Below are 14,644 nucleotides of genomic sequence, written 5' to 3'. Positions count from 1 at the left end.
CGTGATTGTACGGAGGACGGGATACGGTTGGCCCGTGCCCGCGCCCCCAGACGCCGGGGCGACGGACGTCGCCGCGTCCGCCCAGCCCACCACGACCCCCGCACCGCAGGTCGTGTCGGCCGCCTGTCCGGCCTGCGGCGGGCCGCTCCGGCCGTGGCGCACGGTCCCGACCAGCGACGCGTCGCTGCCCGGGACCTTCGCCCTCCTGCGCTGCGCGGACTGCGGGACCGCCGTGACCGACGGCGCCGCCCCGACGTTCGAGGAGGCGCACGACGGCGGCTCCTACGCGACGCGCCGCCCGCGGGGCTCGGGCCTCGCCGCGCCGCTGCTCCACGCCTTCGACCGGCAGCGGCTGCGCATCCTCGCGCGCCACGGCGCGCGCTCGGGGAGGCTGCTGGACGCCGGCGCCGGCCGGGGCCGCTTCGTCTCCGCCGCCCGCGACGCCGGGTGGAACGCCGGCGGCCTGGAGCCGGCCGCCCGCGGGGTCGAGGCCGCCCGGGACGTCTACGGCGTGGAGCTCCAGCGCGCGGGGATCGAGGACGCCGACGTCGCCGCTGGATCCGCCGATGCGATCACGCTCTGGCACGTCCTCGAGCACGTCGACGAGCCGCCCGCGACGCTGGCGGTCCTCCGCGACTGGCTGGCGCCCGGGGGCCTCGTGCTCGTCGGGGTCCCGAACGTCACGGCGCTCCAGGCCCGCATCGGCGGCGACCGCTGGTTCCACCTGGACGTCCCCCGCCACCGGACGCACTTCTCCCCCGCCGGGCTGCGCCGGGCGGCCGAGGCGGCGGGCCTCGAGGTCGTGGCGATGCACGGCGTGCTGCTGGAGCACAACCCGTTCGGCATGTGGCAGTCGGTCGTCAACCGCCTGAGCGGCACCACGTCGTACCTGTACTACCTGCTCAAGCACGCCGCCCCGCTGCAGGCCCGTCCGCTGGCGATCACGCTGCTGGCGCTGCCGCTGATCCCGGTGCTGGCCGCCGTCGAGTTCGTCGCCGGCGCCCTGGGCCGGGGCGGCACGATGGTCCTGGTGGCCCGCCGCCCCCGATCTTGAGGGTCCGCGCAGGCCGGGACGCTACGATCGCCGCATGGAAGGCTTTGGTGGACTCTTCGGCGACCCGGACGACCTGCAGCGGAAGATGATGGAGTTCGCTGACCAGATGCAGGGCCAGCAGAAGCTGGCCTGGGCGGACAACGCCATCGGCCTCGCGGTCCAGATGACGGTGTCGGCGATCGGCCGCGTCAACCTCCAGGGCGACGCCGAGGCCCAGGCGAACCAGATCCGCCAGGTGATGGCGGTCGTCTTCCCCGAGGCCGTCACGCTCGTGCGCGAGGCCCGGCAGGGCCTCGGCTAGCGGAGACCGCGCCGGCCCCGGGCGTCGATCGCGCCGCTACTCGCCAATCTTCTTGGCGTAGAGCGTGATCTTCGTCAGCGGGCTGACGCACGACCCGCCCTCGGGCGTCTGACGGACGCCGACCCAGTTCGAGTCGATGATGAGGAACCGCCCCTGCCCGGTGGCGTCCTTGTCCCGGATGTTGAACAGTCCCTTGGCCCGGATCTTGTCCTGGCCCTTCTGGTGGTTGATCCCCGTGACGTCGGGGAGCACGATGCAGTCGGAGTCGCCGGACGACGCCGAGGCCGCCCGCGTCTCGGCGTTCGCCTTCTTCGGGCGCTCCTTCTTCGGCTTCGCGGCGACGGGCTCGGCGGCGACCTCCTCGGTCGTGACCGCCTCCTCGGTGGTGGTCGGCGCAGCGGCCTGGACCGTCTCGGTCACGACGCGCTCGGTGACCGTCGCGGTCTCCTCGCCCGTGCCGCATGCGGACAGCGCGACGACGCCGACCGCGCAGACGGCGAGGGCCCAGCGGGACGCAGGGGTGGTGCTCATGGGTGCTCCTGGTGTTCGAGAGGTGCCGGGCGTCGGGGACGGCCGGTCGGGACGTGGCCGGGTCCCGGGCGCTCCGGACGACCTCGACCTGTGACACCACACCCATCGACGGGCGAGCCTGGGACCTTGAGCCCCAGTTCAGGAACTCCGGCCCTACGACCGCGCGACCGGCCCGTCCGGACCGCCCGCCGCGGCGGCCTCGGCCATGCGGTGCTCCTTGCCCGCCCGGATCACTTCCTTGAAGGACCGGAAGCCGAAGATCTTGACGAGGGCGACGAAGCCGACGCCCAGGCAGACGACGGCGATCGCGATCTGCTGGCCGACGGAGTAGGCGGCGACGGTGGCACCCGTGGCGCTCGCCGCGAAGACCTTGACCATGAACGCCTGCTGGACGCCCGCACCGCCCGGGGTGAACGGCATCAGCGCCGCGACCGCGTTGATCCCGTGGACGAGCAGCACGTTGCGGACCGAGCCGCCGACGTGGAAGGCCTCCAGCAGCGCCCAGAACGCCGCGAGACGGACGATGTAGGCGCCGAACATGACGAGCCAGACCTCGCGGAAGAACCGGCGACGGTCCTGGAGGATCGTGAAGCCCTGGCGGACCTTGGCCCAGAACCGGCGGGCCCGCTCGGACAGCCACGCGAACGCCACGAAGCCGCCCACGACGAGCAGGGTCGCGAGGAACAGGCTCAGCTTCGGGTTCGCGAACAGGAACGACAGGTCGAACGCGCCGAGGTCCGCGAACTCCGGCGGCTTCGGGAACACGCCCTGCGTGAACGCGAAGATCAGGATCGGGATCGCGATCGACAGGTCGAACAGGGCCTCGACCGACATCGCCGCGGTGATCGCCGGGTACGTCGAGCGGTCGATCGACGTCTTGATCAGGAAGACCTTGATGACGTCGCCGCCGCGGGCCGGGATCACGTTGTTGAACCCGTAGGCCGCGATGTACGCGCCCCACACGCGCCGCCATTGGATCGTCTCCGTCGGGTACGCCGCGCGCAGGACGTTGAAGAAGCCGCGCGAGCGGATCGTCAGGTAGACGATGAACAGCACCAGCCCGATCGCCAGCGCGAGGAAGTTGACGTGCGCGAGCGAGTCGAAGAACGACCCGATCGAGTCGAAGACCTCGGACACCCCGGCGAGGGGGACTGATGGGAGCCCGGACGGCACCCCGCAAGCCTACGCGGGCGACCCGCCGGACCGCGCGTCCGCGGCGGAACGTGGCGTGCAGACGCTCGTTGGGCCGAACGACCCGCATCTGGCGGACGGCGCGACAGATGGCGTGACGTGGTTTACCCTCGGTTCACCAGGGAGCGCGATCATCGTTCTCCCCACTGTCCACCGCCCTCGAGCGAGAACGAGACCATGTCGGACCGCAGCTACTCCCTTCCCTACGCCCAGACGCAGCGCGCGTCCTACGGCGCCATCCTCAGCCAGACGATGTTCCTGGTCGCGGTCGCGATCGGGTTCCTCGTGGCCGGGTCCTACGTCGGGGCCGGTCCCGGCGACGCCGAGTCCCTCGGCCGCGGTGCGGCCATGGGCTGCACCATCGCCGCCGTCGTCCTCCTGTTCGCCCAGAGCTTCGTCGGTGCACTGCGCACGGGCCCGGCCGGCATGGCCGTGCTGTTCGCGGTCGCCCTGCTCCTCGGCCTGGGCCTCGGCCCGGTGCTCGAGACCTACAACGTCACCGGCAACGGCGACGTCGTCACGAAGGCGGCCGGCACCACCGGCCTGGTCGTCGTCGCCGCCGGCGCCGCGGGCACCCTGATCGCCAAGGACCTCTCGTCCTGGATGAAGCCCCTCTCGATCATCCTGCTGGTCGCCGTCGGCGTCTCGTGGGCGATGCTGATCTTCGGCGGCGGCGGCGGGGTCGCCGGCGATGTCGTCTCGCTCGTCATCGGCGCCGCGTCGGCCGTCGCGATCGTCATCTACTTCAACTTCCTGCGCCTGCAGGCCACGGAGGACGATGTCGTGTGGCTCGCCACGGGCATCTTCGTGGCGGTCGTGAACATCTTCCTGACGATGCTGAACCTCTTCAGCGACTGATCGTCGCGCCGGGCCACGCGCCCGGTGCAGCAGGACCCGACGGGGCGGCTTCGGCCGCCCCGTCGTCGTTCCGGGAGGGGCCGATCAGAGCCTGAGCAGCCCCGGCAGCTCCGCCATCGCTCGGAACGGCTCGGCCCCCGCCGCGCGGAGGTCCTCCGGGTCCGTCTCGGCGGCGTGCCCGAGGACCCGCATCCCCGCGGCCCGGGCGGCCGTGACCCCGGGGACGCTGTCCTCCACGACGACGGTCGCGGAGGGCTCGCCGCCGAGGGTCCGGGCGGCGAGCAGGAAGAGGTCGGGGAACGGCTTCGGCCGCGGGACCTGGTCGGCGGAGAACCGCACCGGCTCCGGGAAGAGGTCCGCCAGACCGCTGAGCCGGAGCGTCAGGGCGGTCTTCGACAGCCGCCCCTGCGAGGCCACGCCGTACGGGATCCCCGCCGCCCGGACGGCCTGCACCGCCTCCCGGACCCCCGGGACCGCCGGGATGCCGTCGCGCTCGAAGGTCGTGGCGCGCCGGTCGCGGAACTCGTCCGTCCAGCCCGCCGGGAGCCGGACGCCGGTCCGGGCCGCGACGTCGTCGGCGATCGCCTCGAGCGCGAGGCCCGTGTACCGCTCCACGACGTCCGTGGCGGAGACCGCGGCGCCGTGGTCCCGGAACAGGGCGGAGAGGACCGCGGCCTGCGGGCGCTCCGAGTCGACGAGCACGCCGTCGCAGTCGAAGACCACGAGCGACGGCCGCACGGCGCTCAGACGGCGTCGTCGAGGCCCAGGAGCGCCCAGAGCGCGGGGTCCTCGAGCGAGGGGTGCCGGTGGTGCGCGTGCGAGAGGTCCACGCCCGGGAAGCTCGTGACGCCCAGGACGGTCATCCCGGCGGCGACCGCCGCCGTCACGCCCGTCGGGCTGTCCTCGACCGCGACGCAGTCGGCCGGGTCGACCCCGAGCGCCGCGGCGGCGGCCAGGTAGATCTCCGGCGCGGGCTTCGGGGACGTCACGTCCTCGGCCGTCAGGAGCACCGGGAACGTGTCGGCGTGCCCCGCGCGGTGGAGCGCCTTCTCGGCGAACCCGCGTCCGGCGTTCGTGGCCATCCCCACGGCGACCCCCCGGGCGCGGAGGGCGTCGACGAGGCGGTCGGCGCCCGGCATGACCGGGACGTCGCCGTCGAGCTCCACGTGCACGAGCGCGACGAGCTCCTCCATGATCGCCGGGCCGCCGCCGGGCTCGCCGAGGAACCCCTCGAGCGCCACCGACGCGTGGGCGAAGCTCGTCCCGATCAGCTCGAGCTTGTGCTCGGGCAGGAACGCGATCCCGCGGCGGCGGAAGAGCTCCTCCTCAGCGCGGGACCAGACGGCCTCGGTCTCGAGGAACGTGCCGTCGTTGTCGAAGACGACGGCCGCCGGGCGCAGCGCCGCGGACGACGCCGCCGTCGTCATCAGAACGTGCCGGTGACGAGCGGCTCGGCGCCGCCCGTGATGCGCCAGGGCGTCTTCGGCTCGTAGAGGTTGCCGACGCCGCCCTCGCCGCGCTTGGAGAGCTTGAACGTCAGCGTGTCGCCGGTCTTGGCCTTCACCGTGACGGTGGCGTCCTCGCCGCTCTTCTTCGTCGAGTAGTCGAGGTCGCGGACCTCGCCCGTCGTGTTGACCTCGCGCTCGTCCTTGTCGCCGTCCAGCGCGGCACGCTCCATCGCGGCGCGGCAGGCCTGGCCGGAGTCGGAGTCGTCGGTGACCGTCTGCTGGCCGGGGACCGGCAGCGCCGCGAACGCCTTCTGGGCGTCCTGCGTCATGAAGTCGCAGGCGTGTTGACCGTTGGCGCGGGCCAGGGCGTCGTTCAGGAAGTCGCGGACGGCCGTCTGCGGCTCGTCCTTCTTGAAGTCGGCGCCGCATCCCGTGGCGGCGAGCGCCATCACGGACGCCAGGGCGAGTGGGAGCACGCGGGTCGTACGCATCACGGGGGGATTCTGCCGTGTGCGGCGCTCGCGCGCATCCTGACGCGCGATCTCGTGGAATCATCGGCCTGGATGGCCCCCGCCGCCGACCCGTCACCGCGGCCCCCGAGCGCCCCCAGGGTGCCGTCGGAGCTGCGTCCCGTCGGCGACGAGGAGCCGCCCGTGCACGACGACGTCCTGCGCGACGTGGCCGTCTCGTGGACCGGCGGATCCCGGGTCGACGCCCGCGGGCTGCGGCTCCAGGGCGGCCGCCTGGAGCAGGTCGACCTCGCCGGCTCGCGGCTGCCGCTGCTCGACCTGCAGGACGTCGTCGTCGCGGGCGGCAGCCTCGCCAACGCCGACCTGCGCGAGGCGACGTGGCGGCGCGTGGAGGTGCGGGGCGCCCGCCTGACCGGCGTCCGGCTCACCGACGCGCGGCTCGACGAGGTGACGTTCCGGGACTGCCGGATCAACCTGGCCGCCCTCGGCGGGGCCCGACTCCGCCGCGTCGTCCTCACCGACTGCCACCTCGGCGGCAGCGACCTGCAGGCGCTCGCCGGCGAGGACGTGCGGATGGAGGGCTGCGACCTGCGCGAGGCCGACCTCTCCGACGCGCGCTTCACCCGCACGGAGCTCCTCGCGTGCCCGCTGGACGGGGTGCGCGGGCTCGAGCGGCTCCGGGGCGTCGGGATGCGGTGGGAGGACGTCCTGTCGTCCGCCGGCGCGTTCGCGGGGCACCTCGGGATCCGGCTGACCGACGGGTGAGGCGGAGGACCGACGGGAGCGTGCCCGCCCGCGGCATCGGGTACGACTGCTCCGATGCCCCGCACCGACTTCGATCCTGACGAGCTCGGCCCCGGCCGCTTCTACGCGCTGCTGACGGCGGCGATCGTGCCGCGGCCGATCGCCTGGGTCTCCTCGACCTCCGAGGACGGCGTCGACAACCTGGCGCCGCACTCGTTCTTCACCGTCGCGAGCGTCGCCCCGCCGATCGTGCAGTTCACGTCCGTCGGCCGCAAGGACTCGCTGCGGAACATCGAGGCGACCGGCGAGTTCGTCGTCTCCCTGACCCCGGAGCCGTTGTTCGACCAGGTCAACGCGACCGGGACGGACTACCCCGCCGACCGCTCCGAGTTCGACGCGGTCGGCCTCGAGCGCGAGCCGAGCCTCAGGGTGCGTCCCCCGCGGGTCCGGGCGTCCCCCGTCGCGCTGGAGTGCGAGCTGCACAGCACGATCCACCTGGGCAACTCGTGGCTCGTGCTCGGCCGGGTCGTGCACGCGGCGGTCGACGACGCGGTGCTGGCGGAGGACGGGCTCCCCGCCATCGACCGGCTCGCGCCGCTCTCGCGCCTGGGACGCAACGAGTGGGGCACGCGAGGCGAGATCCGGCGGATCGACCGGATCCCGTACGAGGCGGACTGACCGGCGCTCGCGCGCCGCAGCGGCACGGCGCGCCACCGGGCTAGGCTCCTCCGATGATCGTCACCACGCCTGAGGAGCTCGAGGGACTGCGACGCGCCGGCGCCCTCGTCGCCGAGACGATCGACCGCATGCGCGACGCCGTGCGTCCCGGTGTGACGACCGCCGACCTCGACCTGATCGCGGCGCGCACGTTCCACGAGTACGGCGCGCTGTCGGCACCGATGGAGACCTACTCGTTCCCGGGCTCCACCTGCATCTCGGTGAACGAGGAGGTCGTCCACGGGATCCCGGGCGGCCGGAAGCTCAAGGAGGGCGATCTCGTCACCCTCGACGTCACGCCCGAGCTCGACGGCTGGCTCGCCGACGCCGCGGTCACCGTGCCCGTCGGCGAGGTCTCGCCCGAGGCGCGGCGGCTGCTCGACGTCGCCGACGCGTGCCTCGCCGCGGCCCTCGGCGCCGCGCGGGCCGGCATGCCGCTGCGGAACATCGGCCGGACGGTGCAGGAGACCGCCGCCGCCCTCGGCGCCACGCCGTTCGAGGAGCTCTGCGGCCACGGCATCGGGCGCGAGCTCCATGAGGATCCCACCGTCCCGAACGTCGACGTCCCGTCGCTGAAGGCCCCGCTCGCCGACGGCCTCGTGATCGCGGTCGAGCCGATGCTGACGCTCGGGAACCCGCGCCTGATCGAGCGCGGGGACGGCTGGACGATCGCGACCGCCGACGGCCGCCTGTCGGTGCACGTCGAGCACACGATCGTCGTCCAGGACGGCGAGCCGATCATCCTCACGCAGAAGGCGTAGGCGGCGCGGCGCCGCGGGGCCGGGGCGGCCGGGTGCGGGCGGTCGGCCTTCCGCCGGGCGCCCGGCCGTCGCGGCCGGGGCGCGGGATCAGCCGCCGCTGGGCCGGGCGATCAGCCAGATCCGGCCGGTGCGCACCAGCTTGACCGCGAGCGACGGGTCGGCGTCGCCGCCGGCGAGCGGCACGAGCTGGACGACGGCACGGGACCCGGAGACCTGCGCCTCGCCGACGCGCAGGCTCCCGAGCCCCTGCTCGTACCCCTCGGTGCCGCCGCCGGTCTCGAACGCCTGCCTGATCCCCTTGGCGCACGTGGTCCCGAACGAGCGGGCGATGCGGCGCTGCTGGGCCTTCGTGTACGTCCGGCAGACCGCGGCGCCGTCGCCCGCGCCGAAGGCCGTGAGGTAGGTCGAGACGGCGCGCTCGGGGGTGCCGAGCGCGGCGGCGGTCTCCCTCCGGAGCTTCGCCCGCTCGGCGCGTGCCTGCCGGGCCTCGGTGCGCTTGGCGCGGCGCTTCTCGCGCGCACGCGCCGCGCGGGCGCGTCGGGCCTCGACCCGTGCCGCACGGCGGGCCTCCGCCCTGGTCGGCCTGCGTTCCGCGGCCTGCCGGGAGCGCGTCGCCTTCGCCTTCGCCTTCGCCGCGTCGCGGGAGTCGCGGGGCTTTGCGGCGTCGCCCGAGTCCCCGACCCTCGCGGAGCTCCCGGGCGGCACGGCGCCGGTGGTCGTCCCGGACCCGCCGCCACCACCGCACGCGGCGAGTCCCAGGACCGAGACGGCCGCCCCGACGGCGAGCGACCTGTGGACCAGCCCCGTGCGCATCGCGGACAAGGTACTGCGCGGAGCTCGGGGACGGGGAGGTGTCCACACCCGTCCCGCGGTCGCCGGCGCGAGGCGCGCGTCCTCTTCAGCCGGTGGCCTGCAGCGCCTCGAGCGCCGCCAGCACCTTCTCGTCGTGGTCCTTCGGCGAGATCTTCGGGAAGACCTCGGCGACGACGCCCTCGGGGTCGACGATCACGGTCGACCGGGACGAGCCCCAGTAGGTCTTGCCGTACATCGACTTCTCGATCCAGGTGCCGTACGCCTCGCAGACCGCGTGGTCCTCGTCGGCCAGCAGCGTGAAGTCCAGCGCCTGCTTCTCGACGAACTTCGCGACCTTCGCCACGGGGTCCGGCGAGATCCCGAGAACCCGGGCGCCGCGACGCTCGTACTCGGCGCGGTTGTCCCGGATCGAGCACGCCTGCGTGGTGCATCCGGGCGTCGAGGCCTTGGGGTAGAAGTAGACGACGACCCAGCCGCCGCGCAGCTCCGACAGCGTCACGGGCGTGCCCTCGGCGTCGGGCAGCGTGAAGTCGGGGGCGGTCTCGCCGGTCGTCACCGTCAGGGGCGTCGCGGGGCTCATGCGGCCGAGTATGCCGGGCCGCGACCCGGCGCCCGCTACCGGCCGCAGAACGTCCTGCTGAGGTCCTTCCAGACCTTCGTCGGGACGTCGCGCGACGGCGGCGTCATGCAGTCGGAGCCGGCGTAGCGCTGGCGCCACCGGCCGTTCGTGCGTCGAACGATCGCGATCCCGTCGCTGGCGTGGCGCTTGCACGACGAGTACTTCGACTGGTCGAAGCGGAGCGACCCGTAGTGGCTGCTCCGCGACGAGATCCGGATGATCAGGCACCGGGCCGGGATGCCCGCGGACGCGGCGATGGCGGCGCGCTGGCTCGAGCTCGGCGCCTTGTCGGCCGAGGCGGGCGCGACGGCGACGAGTGCGAGGGCGACGGTGGCGAGGGAGGTGGCCGGAGCACGCATGGCGCGAACCTACTCCGACGGTGCCCGCGCGTCGACCGCCGAACGGCGGAGGGTCCGCTCGCCGGTCTGCCAGAGTCGCCGGTCATGAGCGAGCTGCCCGACGTCATGCGCGCGATCGTCGCCGCCGAGCCCGGCGGACCCGAGGTCCTGGAGCTCCGCGAGGTCCCGCGGCCGTCGCCCGGTCCCGGCGAGGTCCTGATCCGCGTCGCGGCCGCGGGCGTCAACCCGGTGGACGCCAAGACGCGGTCCGGTGCCGGCGCGACCCGGTTCCTCGGGGACGACGGCTTCCCGTGGATCCCGGGGTGGGACCTCGCCGGCACCGTCGTCGAGGCGGGCTTCGGGGTCGCGCGGTTCGGCGTCGGCGACCGCGTCTTCGGCACCGTCGGGTTCCCGTACGCCGCGGGCGCCTACGCCGAGTACGCGACCGCGCACGTGTCGCAGCTGAGCCGGTCGCCCCGGTCGCTCGACGACGTCCACGCCGCCGCGCTGGCGATGGGCGGGCTGACCGCCTGGCAGGCGCTCGTCGACGCCGGCGGCCTCGAGACGAACCAGCGGGTCCTCGTGACCGCCGCGGCCGGCGGGGTCGGGCACCTGGCCGTCCAGATCGCGGCGGACCTCGGCGCCGTGGTGGTCGCGGTCGCGTCGCCGGACAACGTCGACTTCGTCCGGACGCTCGGCGCGTCGGAGATCGTCGACCGCACGCAGCCGGACTGGGCGGCGGGGATCGAGCCGGTCGACCTGGCCCTCGACGCGTTCGGCGGCCCGGCGCGCGAGCCCGCGGCCTCGACGGTGAAGCCCGGCGGCACGATCGTCACGCTCCCGACCGCGAACCGCCCGCCCGCCCCGGACGGCGTCCACGACCCGCTCGTGTTCGTCGCCCCCGACGGTCTCGAGCTGCAGCTCCTCACCGGCTCGGTCGAGCGCGGCGCCCTGAAGCCGCACGTCTCGGAGACCCTCCCGCTCGCGGACGCCGCCCGCGCCCACGAGCTGATCGCGGCGGGCGGGACGCGGGGCAAGATCGTGCTGACGATCGACTGACCCGGCCGGCGGGCGGGCCGGGGGCCGGCCCGCCCGCCTCAGGCCGGCGTCGGGTGCTGCTCGTCCTGGTCGGCCTGCTCCTGCGTCGCGGCCTGCTCCGCGACCGCGCCGGCGGCCGTCTGGCTCAGGGGCAGGGGCTCGGGCTCGCCGCTCGCGGTCTTGCCGGCGATCGCGACCGAGCCGAACGGGACCGCGACCGTGCCGCCGCCCTTGGCCGGGATGCGGGACATCGCCAGCTCGGTCATCGCGGTGATGGTCAGCGACGGGTTGACGCCGACGTTCGCCGGGATCGCCGCGCCGTCGCAGACGAGGAGGTTCTCGTAGCCGAAGACGCGGTGGTCCTTGTCGATGACGCCGTGGTCGCGGTCGCGGCCGATCGGGGCGCCGCCCAGGATGTGGGCGGTCGACGGGATGTTGAAGAGGGCCTCGGTGGTCGAGGAGCCCGGCACGCCGCCGGTCTTCCGCGCGAGCCAGGCCGTGAAGGCGTTGGCGGCGGGGATGAACGTCGGGTTCGGGTTGTCCGGGTCCTGCCGGGTCTGCAGCTTCACGCGGCCGTCCCCACGGCCCTTCGCGACGAGGCTGATCGAGTTGTCCAGCGACTGCATGACCAGCACGACGATGGTGCGCTGCGACCAGTTCTTCGAGAACAGCAGCTCGAAGATCCACTTCGGGTGCCGGACGATCTGGCCGAGCCACTTCAGCGGCCGGGTCAGGCGCGTCCCGTTGCCGGTCATGACGGTGAAGAGGCCGCGGATCGCGCCGCCGCCCGCGCCGTAGGTGACGGTCTCGATGTGCGTGTGCGGGTCGGGGTAGATCGACGACGTGATCGCGACGCGCTTGGCGAGCGCGTCGGCGCGGCCCTCCGGCACGGTGACGCCGAGGATCGCCTCGCTGTTCGTGCGGACCAGGGCGCCGAGGCGGTCGGAGACCTTCGGCAGGTCGCCGTTGATCTTGCAGCGGGCCAGCAGCTCGTTCGTGCCGAGCGCGCCGCCGGAGATCACGACGCCGCGGGCGCGGATCGCGCGGCGGTCCTTGCGCCAGCGGGCGCCGGTGCGCTCGGTGACGATCTGCCAGCCGTCGGTGCCGTCCGTGCCGTTCAGCGGGGTCAGTGAGACGACCTCGCGACCGGGCTCGATCTTCGCGCCGTGCTTCTTCTCGGCGAAGTACAGGTAGTTCTTCGTCGTCGAGTTCTTCGAGCCCTGCGGGCAGCCGAGCATGCAGCGCCCGATCGACGAGCAGCCGATGCGCTTGGGGCCCTCGCCGCCGAAGTACGGGTCGTCGGTCTCGACGCCGTCGTTCTCGAGGTACGTGCCGACGCGCGCCTTGCGGTACGTGTGGCCGACGCCGATCTCCTCGCCGTACTCCTTGAGCAGCTGGTCGGCCGGGTCGTCGGCGGTGACGTCCGTGACGCCGAGCATCCGCTGGGCGGTCTCGTAGTGCGGCGCCAGGTCGGCGCGCCAGTCGGCGAGGTCGCCCCACTGACGGTCCTCGAAGAACGCCTTCGGCGGCACGTAGAGCGTCATCGCGTAGACGAGCGACCCGCCGCCGACGCCCGCGCCGCTCATGATGAAGACGTCCTTGAACGTCGTGAGCTTGAACAGCCCGCGCAGGCCGAACCGCGGCGCGTAGAAGTAGCGACGGAGGTCCCACGAGCTCTTCGGCATCGTGTCGTCCTCGAAGCGCTCGCCGCGCTCCAGCACCGTCACGCGGTGACCCTTCTCGGCGAGGCGCAGCGCGCTGACGGAGCCGCCGAAGCCCGACCCGATGACGACCCAGTCGGTGTCGAAGGACCCGTCATCGCCGGTGGTCCGGGCGACCCCGGAGATGGGGCTCCCACCCACCCGGCCCGTCATGCCGGTGTTCGAGGACCTGTCGCCTGCCGTCGTAGCCATGCCGCTCTCCCCTTCGCTGCCCCGGGCCGGCCGTGAGGCGCCGGCCCGAAAAGAATGACGCCTGCGTCACCTTAACGGCTCGGGGCGGCCGTGTCAGCTTTTCGCCGCCGGCGTCAGTCCTTCAGCAGCCGCGAGAACCGGCGGTCCTTGTACGGCTTGCCGCCCGTCTGGCAGGTCGGGCAGTAGGCCATCTCGTCGCTCTCGTAGTGGACGGCGAGGATCGTGTCGCCGCACCGCGGGCAGGCCTCCCCCGCGCGGCCGTGGACCCGCTCGGGGACGGGCATCTTGTCCTTCAGCGGCAGCTTCAGCTTCTCGACGTAGCCCGCGATGCCCTCGTCCAGGCGCGAGCGGATCGCCGCGCTCAGGGCGGCGCGCTCGTCGTCGTCGAGGTCGCCGGCCCGGCGCAGCGGGGCGATCTTCGCCTCCCACAGGACCTCGTCGGCCCAGCGGCGCCCGATGCCGGCGATCACGCGCTGGTCGCGCAGGGCGCCGCGGAGGGTCCGGCGCGGCGGCAGGGCGAGCGGGGGACCGTCGCCGGGGGACGCGTCGCCCGCGGCCGCGACGAACGACGGCGTGTCGGGCCACGCCTCCGGCCCGAGCGTGGAGAGCCGCTCGTCGGTTTCGACGTCGGCCGCGCGCAGCAGCCGGCCCCACGCGGACTGGCGGGTGCCGAACTCCTTCAGGCGCAGCTCGCGCTCCTCCTCGAAGCCGTCGGCGCCCCCGTTCAGGCGGATCACGATGCGGGCCGTGCGGTCCTTCATCGTCGCCCGCTTCTCGAACAGCTGCAGGCGCCCGGCGCTCATCAGGTGGATCAGGAGCGCGGCGCGGCCCTCGGGGTCCTCGTCGGTCACGAGGCCCCCGCCCGCGAACCACACGAGCAGCATCTTGCCGCGCCGCTCGATCCGCTCCAGCGTGGCGCCGGCGAGGGCGTCGAGCGGGGGCTTGAAGGTCTGCATCGTCGCGAGGCCCGGCGCGCGGGCGGAGTCGACGGTGGCCCCGGCGAGCGCGGCGGAGAGCAGCCGCGCCGTGATCTCGACCTCGGGCAGCTCGGGCATCCGTCAGCCCCGCACCCGGGAGAGGACGTCCGGGCCGAGCAGCGCGCGCAGCTCGGCGCGCGAGCCCTGGACGGCGATCACGGCCACCGCGGCCTTGCGCATCCGGATCCGGGCGCCGGTCAGGTCGTGGACCGTCTGCGACAGGTCCGGCTCGTGCCCGACGACGAGGACCCGGTCGCCGAGCCCGGCGGCCAGCAGCGCCTCGTCGCGGTCCAGGCCGACCACCGCGGGGTGCTCGACCGGCGCGCCGCCGAGTGCCTCGCAGGCGAGGAGCGCCGTCCGCCACGCGCGGACCTTCGGCGAGGCGAGCACGACGTCCGGTGTCAGGCCGAGCGCCGCGAGCGCGACCCCGGCCGCGCGCGCCTGGGCCTCGCCCTTCGCGACGAGGTCGCGGTCGGCGTCGCCGCCGGACGGCCCGCGGTCCTCGGCGGTGCCGTGGCGGAGCAGCAGGAGCTCGCTCACGACGCGGCCTCCGCCGTGGCGGTGCCGTGCGACACCGCGGCGCCGGGCGACGCCGAGCGGGCCGGTGCGGACCTCGGACGCGCGGGGTGCACGTCCGTCGACGGAGCCCGCGGGGTGTCCGCGCGCTCGAACCGCGGCCCGCGGACGGCGGCGAACCGGCGGCCGGCGGCCCGGAGCCACGCGGCCCGGCCGACGAGGATCAGCCCGACGACCGCCGTGGAGGCGAGCACCACGGTCGTCGCCCCGGCGGACGGCGGGGTGTCGTGCGGCGACGTGACGGGAAGCGACTGCACGTCCCGAGTGTACGTCGGCACGAGCGTCCGATCGACGA

General features: G+C 74.2%; 19 protein-coding genes. 7 read left to right on the top strand and 12 right to left on the bottom strand.

The window, feature by feature from the left end:
* Window positions 1–34 precede the first annotated feature (34 nt).
* Window positions 35–1,054 (top strand): class I SAM-dependent methyltransferase, encoded by a 1,020-nt coding sequence (locus tag PATMI_RS34445; protein ID WP_051471418.1) that lies wholly within the window; start codon window positions 35–37, stop codon window positions 1,052–1,054.
* Between the two features lie 34 nt (window positions 1,055–1,088).
* Window positions 1,089–1,355, top strand: coding sequence for a hypothetical protein (locus tag PATMI_RS0111525; protein ID WP_026911004.1), 267 nt, complete (start codon window positions 1,089–1,091; stop codon window positions 1,353–1,355).
* A gap of 36 nt (window positions 1,356–1,391) precedes the next feature.
* Here PATMI_RS0111525 and PATMI_RS38200 read toward each other — a convergent pair whose 3' ends face one another.
* Both PATMI_RS38200 and PATMI_RS0111515 read right to left on the bottom strand, forming a co-directional pair.
* On the bottom strand, window positions 1,392–1,886 hold the full coding sequence (locus tag PATMI_RS38200) for a hypothetical protein (protein ID WP_245604156.1): 495 nt from the start codon (window positions 1,884–1,886) through the stop codon (window positions 1,392–1,394).
* A 153-nt stretch (window positions 1,887–2,039) separates the two neighbouring features.
* Window positions 2,040–3,059 (bottom strand): lysylphosphatidylglycerol synthase transmembrane domain-containing protein, encoded by a 1,020-nt coding sequence (locus PATMI_RS0111515; protein WP_026911003.1) that lies wholly within the window; start codon window positions 3,057–3,059, stop codon window positions 2,040–2,042.
* 195 nt (window positions 3,060–3,254) lie between these two features.
* Here PATMI_RS0111515 and PATMI_RS34440 point away from each other — a divergent pair, with 195 nt between their 5' ends.
* The gene (locus tag PATMI_RS34440; RefSeq protein WP_026911002.1) at window positions 3,255–3,935 is read left to right on the top strand and encodes a Bax inhibitor-1 family protein; all 681 of its coding nucleotides are present in this window, start codon (window positions 3,255–3,257) and stop codon (window positions 3,933–3,935) included.
* 84 nt (window positions 3,936–4,019) lie between these two features.
* On the opposite strand, the gene PATMI_RS0111505 is transcribed toward PATMI_RS34440, so the two are convergent.
* The 3 genes from PATMI_RS0111505 to PATMI_RS37415 are packed head-to-tail and all read right to left on the bottom strand — an operon-like array spanning window position 4,020 to window position 5,874.
* On the bottom strand, window positions 4,020–4,673 hold the full coding sequence (locus PATMI_RS0111505; RefSeq protein WP_026911001.1) for an HAD family hydrolase: 654 nt from the start codon (window positions 4,671–4,673) through the stop codon (window positions 4,020–4,022).
* 5 nt (window positions 4,674–4,678) lie between these two features.
* Window positions 4,679–5,362 carry an HAD family hydrolase gene (locus PATMI_RS37420; RefSeq protein ID WP_036725722.1) on the bottom strand — a complete coding sequence of 228 codons (684 nt, stop codon included), beginning with the start codon at window positions 5,360–5,362 and terminating at the stop codon, window positions 4,679–4,681.
* A complete protein-coding gene (locus tag PATMI_RS37415) occupies window positions 5,362–5,874 on the bottom strand; it encodes a hypothetical protein (protein WP_169738359.1) in 513 nt (170 codons plus the stop codon). The genes PATMI_RS37420 and PATMI_RS37415 overlap by 1 nt, the downstream gene beginning before the upstream one ends.
* A 72-nt stretch (window positions 5,875–5,946) precedes the next feature.
* Between PATMI_RS37415 and PATMI_RS34435 the strand changes: the two genes are divergently transcribed.
* The 3 genes from PATMI_RS34435 to map are packed head-to-tail and all read left to right on the top strand — an operon-like array spanning window position 5,947 to window position 8,075.
* Window positions 5,947–6,618, top strand: a complete 672-nt coding sequence (locus tag PATMI_RS34435) for a pentapeptide repeat-containing protein (protein WP_084269878.1) — start codon at window positions 5,947–5,949, stop codon at window positions 6,616–6,618.
* A 54-nt stretch (window positions 6,619–6,672) separates the two neighbouring features.
* Window positions 6,673–7,275, top strand: coding sequence for a flavin reductase family protein (locus PATMI_RS0111485; RefSeq protein WP_026910999.1), 603 nt, complete (start codon window positions 6,673–6,675; stop codon window positions 7,273–7,275).
* A 53-nt stretch (window positions 7,276–7,328) separates the two neighbouring features.
* Window positions 7,329–8,075: a type I methionyl aminopeptidase gene (gene map / locus PATMI_RS0111480; RefSeq protein WP_026910998.1), complete on the top strand. Its 747-nt coding sequence runs from the start codon at window positions 7,329–7,331 to the stop codon at window positions 8,073–8,075.
* An 87-nt stretch (window positions 8,076–8,162) separates the two neighbouring features.
* Here the strand turns inward: map and PATMI_RS0111475 are convergent, their stop codons facing one another.
* The 3 genes from PATMI_RS0111475 to PATMI_RS0111465 form a co-directional block, all read right to left on the bottom strand.
* Window positions 8,163–8,888, bottom strand: a complete 726-nt coding sequence (locus PATMI_RS0111475; protein WP_026910997.1) for a hypothetical protein — start codon at window positions 8,886–8,888, stop codon at window positions 8,163–8,165.
* A gap of 85 nt (window positions 8,889–8,973) precedes the next feature.
* A complete protein-coding gene (gene bcp / locus PATMI_RS0111470) occupies window positions 8,974–9,468 on the bottom strand; it encodes a thioredoxin-dependent thiol peroxidase (RefSeq protein ID WP_026910996.1) in 495 nt (164 codons plus the stop codon).
* A gap of 35 nt (window positions 9,469–9,503) precedes the next feature.
* Window positions 9,504–9,866: a hypothetical protein gene (locus tag PATMI_RS0111465; RefSeq protein ID WP_026910995.1), complete on the bottom strand. Its 363-nt coding sequence runs from the start codon at window positions 9,864–9,866 to the stop codon at window positions 9,504–9,506.
* An 84-nt stretch (window positions 9,867–9,950) separates the two neighbouring features.
* Here PATMI_RS0111465 and PATMI_RS0111460 point away from each other — a divergent pair, with 84 nt between their 5' ends.
* On the top strand, window positions 9,951–10,904 hold the full coding sequence (locus PATMI_RS0111460; protein ID WP_211241724.1) for an NADP-dependent oxidoreductase: 954 nt from the start codon (window positions 9,951–9,953) through the stop codon (window positions 10,902–10,904).
* Between the two features lie 38 nt (window positions 10,905–10,942).
* Here the strand turns inward: PATMI_RS0111460 and PATMI_RS29370 are convergent, their stop codons facing one another.
* The 4 genes from PATMI_RS29370 to PATMI_RS37405 form a co-directional block, all read right to left on the bottom strand.
* Window positions 10,943–12,757 (bottom strand): FAD-dependent oxidoreductase, encoded by a 1,815-nt coding sequence (locus PATMI_RS29370; protein ID WP_051471414.1) that lies wholly within the window; start codon window positions 12,755–12,757, stop codon window positions 10,943–10,945.
* A 152-nt stretch (window positions 12,758–12,909) separates the two neighbouring features.
* A complete protein-coding gene (locus PATMI_RS0111450) occupies window positions 12,910–13,851 on the bottom strand; it encodes a DNA-formamidopyrimidine glycosylase family protein (protein ID WP_026910993.1) in 942 nt (313 codons plus the stop codon).
* Window positions 13,852–13,854: 3 nt separating this feature from the next.
* Entirely contained in the window at window positions 13,855–14,313 is a 459-nt protein-coding gene (locus tag PATMI_RS37410) for a SixA phosphatase family protein (RefSeq protein WP_051471412.1), read from the bottom strand.
* Window positions 14,310–14,606 (bottom strand): hypothetical protein, encoded by a 297-nt coding sequence (locus PATMI_RS37405; protein ID WP_169738358.1) that lies wholly within the window; start codon window positions 14,604–14,606, stop codon window positions 14,310–14,312. The genes PATMI_RS37410 and PATMI_RS37405 overlap by 4 nt, the downstream gene beginning before the upstream one ends.
* Window positions 14,607–14,644 lie beyond the last annotated feature (38 nt).

Origin of the sequence: Patulibacter minatonensis DSM 18081, assembly GCF_000519325.1 — a bacterium.
Lineage (GTDB): Bacteria > Actinomycetota > Thermoleophilia > Solirubrobacterales > Solirubrobacteraceae > Patulibacter > Patulibacter minatonensis.
The sequence above is the reverse complement of the archived record's forward strand: the minus strand, read 5'-3'. Positions and strand labels throughout refer to the sequence as shown.